Annotated in this window: 6 protein-coding genes; 3 read left to right on the top strand and 3 right to left on the bottom strand. The window is 39.4% G+C overall.

What is annotated here, in order from left to right; translation table 11 throughout:
* Positions 1-177 precede the first annotated feature (177 nt).
* The 3 genes from K1I67_RS09385 to K1I67_RS09375 are packed head-to-tail and all read right to left on the bottom strand — an operon-like array spanning position 178 to position 3,034.
* On the bottom strand, positions 178-843 hold the full coding sequence (locus K1I67_RS09385; RefSeq protein ID WP_223339719.1) for a potassium channel family protein: 666 nt from the start codon (positions 841-843) through the stop codon (positions 178-180).
* A 13-nt stretch (positions 844-856) separates the two neighbouring features.
* Positions 857-2,236 (bottom strand): TrkH family potassium uptake protein, encoded by a 1,380-nt coding sequence (locus K1I67_RS09380; protein WP_223339718.1) that lies wholly within the window; start codon positions 2,234-2,236, stop codon positions 857-859.
* A gap of 33 nt (positions 2,237-2,269) precedes the next feature.
* Positions 2,270-3,034, bottom strand: a complete 765-nt coding sequence (locus tag K1I67_RS09375; protein WP_045613070.1) for a nucleoside phosphorylase — start codon at positions 3,032-3,034, stop codon at positions 2,270-2,272.
* Positions 3,035-3,225: 191 nt separating this feature from the next.
* Here K1I67_RS09375 and K1I67_RS09370 point away from each other — a divergent pair, with 191 nt between their 5' ends.
* The 3 genes from K1I67_RS09370 to K1I67_RS09360 all read left to right on the top strand — a co-directional run bounded on the left by K1I67_RS09370 (position 3,226) and on the right by K1I67_RS09360 (position 4,628).
* Positions 3,226-3,678, top strand: a complete 453-nt coding sequence (locus K1I67_RS09370; RefSeq protein ID WP_006154032.1) for a DUF3290 family protein — start codon at positions 3,226-3,228, stop codon at positions 3,676-3,678.
* The gene (locus tag K1I67_RS09365; protein WP_045613067.1) at positions 3,675-4,307 is read left to right on the top strand and encodes a DUF421 domain-containing protein; all 633 of its coding nucleotides are present in this window, start codon (positions 3,675-3,677) and stop codon (positions 4,305-4,307) included. Before K1I67_RS09370 ends, K1I67_RS09365 begins: the two co-directional genes overlap by 4 nt.
* A gap of 117 nt (positions 4,308-4,424) precedes the next feature.
* A complete protein-coding gene (locus K1I67_RS09360) occupies positions 4,425-4,628 on the top strand; it encodes a CsbD family protein (protein ID WP_075227765.1) in 204 nt (67 codons plus the stop codon).
* Positions 4,629-4,746: the final 118 nt, after the last annotated feature.

Raw genomic sequence — 4,746 nt, 5'->3', positions numbered from 1 at the left:
CAGCTCAAACAGCTTGAAAGATACTCGCTTAATCAGAGGAACAACTTTGTTGCACTTGACTTGACAATTGGGGAATTAAAAAGGATTAAGAAAAAGTTAAAATTTTTCTTAAATCCCTCTTATAAAATACTTATATTGACTCAATAGTCATTGAAAAAAAGAATAGTCATTCCTCTTCTACTCACTGAGGCTTGCTAGGGTATCCAAATATTGGTTATTAATCACCGCCATGATATAGGTATCCGATCTTAGTAAGTCATTTGGTCCAAACTGTACATCTAAGGGAGCATTTTCGTAGTCACGAAAACCGAGGATATTGAGATTGTACCGTCCTCGAAGATCCAATTGACTAAGACTTTGCCCTACCCAAGATACAGGAACTTTCATTTCGACAATTGAGACATTCTTGTCCAACTGAAAGACATCTACACTGTTATTAAAGAGAATTGTCTGTGCCAACGAACGACCCATCTCATACTCTGGTGAAATGACTGAGTCTGCACCTATTTTTTCAAGGACTTTTTTTGCTGTATGACTTTTGACCTTAGCGATAACAGTCGGTACACCCAGACTCTTGCAATGCATGACTGCAAGAACACTGGACTCTAGATTTTCACCCGTTGCGACGACTACGGTATCGCAGGTATCAATCCCGGCTGATAGCAAGAGGTCCTCATCTGTGATGTCACCAACAACGCCACGCGCCAAGACCAGTTCAAATTGATTGATCCGTTCCTCATGGTCGTCAATGGCTATGATATTTACATCATGCTTAGCGAGAGCAGCCAGAACACTACTCCCAAAAATACCCAAACCTAAAATTCCGATTGTCCGATCTGACATAGTTTATCCTTTCCTATCCTATAGTAATATCTGCTTTCATATAGTGGATCATATCTTTCTTGTCTGGACGATACTCAGCCAAGCTAACTAATAGCGTCAACGGTCCGATTCGTCCTATAAACATCAATAACATGACAACGCTAAGTGCTATCTTACCTAATTCTGGTGTCAAGTTCGCTGTTACTCCAACGGTAGCAAGCGCAGAAATAGTTTCAAACATCAAGTAGATAAATTTCGGATTCCCTTCTGCTGTTATTCCTAGTAAAATCAAGCCAACCAGAAAAGTCAATAAGAAAATAATGAAGACACTGAATGATTTTTGGACTGTCCGAGGTTCAATCGTTCTCTGTGCTACATTGGCATGAGGTAACCCTAAAAACTCACTGCGTGCGAATACCAACAAAACAAAGAAGGTCGTGATTTTAAGTCCTCCTGCGGTTCCTCCAGGTGCTCCACCGAGAAACATCTGTAAGATATAGATCAGTAAAGTAACAGGCCGAGCCTGGGTGTAATCAATAGAAGCAAAACCTGCTGTTCTCATGCTGACAGTTTGGAAGAAACTAACCAGCAATTTATCAGGAAAGCTGAGATTGCCAATCGTTCCCGAATTATTCCACTCTATCAAGAGGGTTGAAACTGTTCCAGCAAATAAAATCCCCGCTGTTAAGAAGAGAACTAGCTTAGTATGGAAACGAAGACGGCGTTTTTTCTTCTTTCCCAATTGAGTGGCTAGATCAAACCAGACCATGAAACCTAGACCGCCTGTAATAATCAAGCCAGCAATCACTAGATTAACCAAAGGATCTGTCTGAAAGGCTAGCAAACTCGTACTTCCAAAATTATCAAATCCAGCATTACAAAAAGCTGAAATTGCCAAAAAGATAGACGTTAAAATACCTCGCCCCCAGCCAAACTCGGGGATAAAACGAAAACTCAGCAGAAAGGCTCCTAAACCTTCTACTAAAAAAGTTGTAAAAAAGATGGAACGTAGAAAATCCTTCAAAGACTGAGTTTCTTCAAAACTAAAACTCTCCAGAATCGTTTCACGACCTCGAAGACTCATCTTTTGCTTGCTTTGAATATAGAAGACCCCTATAAAGGTCATGAGCCCCAAACCACCAATCTGAATCAAGACCATACAAATCAACTGCCCCCAAACATTGTAGGTCGAAGCGACAGGCAAGGTAAATAGTCCTGTCACACAGACCATGGATACAGCTGTAAACAAATGATCAAAATAACCGGCATGAGATGTTGGAGCTTGTACGAGTGGTAAACTCAACAGGAGGGAACCTAGAAAAATAACCAAAGCAAAGCTTAAAAAGATTCGCCGAGCAGGTGATAAACGCCCCAAGGTCGTGTTTATTTTTTCCGAAAATGATTTGAATAACATAGTTACATTGTACCATAAAAACAATTAAAGCAGTCACATATGACTAACGATTTCAAGACAGAGTTCTAAGGCCTTGTCAAAAGCTTCTGAACCCCAATCGCGGCTATCATAATTTTCTAAATCCGCTAGAGAGTCGGCTGTAAATAGAAGTTGTCCCCAAACGACTCCTCGAAGCTGGGCAACTGCTGCAAGAGCTGCACACTCCATCTCCACAACTGCACAGCCTTCTTCCTTACGATAGGCAACTTTTTCAGCCGTTTCTCGGTAAAAACCATCTGTCGACCAAGTCATGACCTCCTCGTAAGGAATGCCTAGTTGTTCCAAGACTTGCTCAATGGCAGAGATAGCCTCAATCTGCATCTCCATATAACGAGAAGGCGCTACATAGTGGTAGCTGGCCCCCTCATCTCGCAGAGCGCGAACAGGGACGAGAAAGGCATTTTCCTCTATATCGGCTAGGACTCCACAAGTACCAGTGGAAATGATTTGCTCCACACCATAGCCAATCAACCAATCCATAAACTGGGCCGCTGGAGCGGAACCGACAGGCGCTTGGGCAAGACACACTTTTTCACCTTTGTAGTCCATGACATAAACCGGGTAGGTCTTAGTGGCAGAAACAAACTCCCCTACGCAATCTGCTTCTACTTCCTGAGCATAGCGGTCAATCTCTTCTTCCAAAAATGCATAGATGCACTTCTTTGGTAACTGTAAATCCAAGCCTTCGTGATTCGGCATGATGACTGCCTGAGGATTATCGTCAAACTCTAAAATAGGAATAGCATGTTTTTGAATCATAGAATACCTCCTCTAAATTTTTACTATTATAACAAAAGCCAAACGAAAGTCAAGACGGGAGGCTAAGTCAAATCATAAAAAACCTACCTTAAGTAGGAAACAACAATTAAATGCTTTTTCCTCTACTAACAAAATTGCTAAAACTTAGGAATTAGTTTATAATAGATTGAATTTGAAAAAGGGAGGTTCTTATGAAATTCTATTCATACGACTATGTTCTAAGCCAAATCAGTCAACAGGATTGGGTCATGATTATTGTGTCGACGCTCTTAGTGATTGTGACTGGATTCTTTGCATTTAAGGCTTTCAAAGATAAAAGAGGGAGTAAGTTCCGTGAATTATCGCTCATTTCTATTTTGACGTTAATTGCTTTTGTATTGATTAGCATTACGAATCTTCAAAACAACCAATCCAATGATAATCAATTTCGTAGTTCCTTGCACTTCATCGAAATTGTATCAAAAGAGTTAGGTGTTGATAAGAAAAATGTTTATGTCAACACATCAGCAGTGACTGATGGGGCGATTATTAAGGTTGGCAACAATTTTTATCGTGCCATTAGCGGGACTGACCAAGATAGCTATTTATTAGAAAAAATGGAACTCTATAAATCAGATGTTGAACTCGTGGAGGTTGAAAAATGATAAGCTTTTTTGCTACGATTGCAATTAAATTAGCCTTGGGGCTACTTTCTCTTGTTTTTGTTATTAACGTAACAGGTAAAGGAAATTTAGCACCAAGTTCTGCAGTAGATCAAATCCAGAACTTTGTTCTCGGGGGTATTATCGGTGGGGTTATCTACAATAGTTCTATCACCATCATCCAATACATTGTTATCCTTATCATCTGGACTATTCTCATCCTGCTCCTTAAATGGTTGAATACCAATATTTCCTTTTTCAAACACTTAATTGACGGGAAACCAACTATTATCATAAAAAATGGAACATTAGATCCTGAAGCCTGTCGTTCAAAAGGTCTAGCTGCAGCTGATGTTGCTCTGAAATTGCGCGCTCAAGGAATTTTCCAATTGAAGGATGTCAAGAGAGCTGTGATTGAGCAAAACGGACAGCTGATTGTCGTAAGAATGGGTGACGAAAATCCTAAGTACCCAGTGATTACAGATGGTGTTGTCCAAGTTGAAATCTTAGAAACCATTGGCAAATCCGAGGAATGGCTAACTGAGAAATTGAAAGAAAAAGGTTTCGAAGAAGTCTCAAATATCTTTATCGCTGAATATGATAAAGGTCAATTGAATGTTGTAACCTATTAAAAAAATAAACTGATGCTTTTCGTATCAGTTTTTTGCTTTTTAGTATAAAAGGGTATATACTTAAATTAATATCTAATGTAATTTAGATAATACAAAAAATTAACGGAGGTATCCCCCATGTCAATCGAAGAAAAATTCAACCAAGCTAAAGGTTCTGTTAAAGAAGGTTTTGGTAAACTAACTGGCGATACAAAAACTCAAGCAGAAGGAGCTGCAGAAAAGGTAGCTTCAAAAGCTAAAGAAGTTGCTGAAGATGCAAAAGAAGCTGTCGAAGGTGCAGTATCTGGCGTAAAAAACATCTTTAAAAAAGACGAAGAATAATTCTTTTTCGTCCTAATAACATAAGAAAATCTCCCTTCTCTTTTGTACTGACCCCAAAAAGTTAGACAAATAATTATTGAAAGGATTTAGTTCTGTACTGCACAGGACTAAGTCCTTT

Source organism: Streptococcus infantis (genome assembly GCF_019929575.1).
GTDB lineage: Bacteria > Bacillota > Bacilli > Lactobacillales > Streptococcaceae > Streptococcus > Streptococcus infantis_L.
This window is presented reverse-complemented; position numbering and strand designations above follow the sequence as displayed.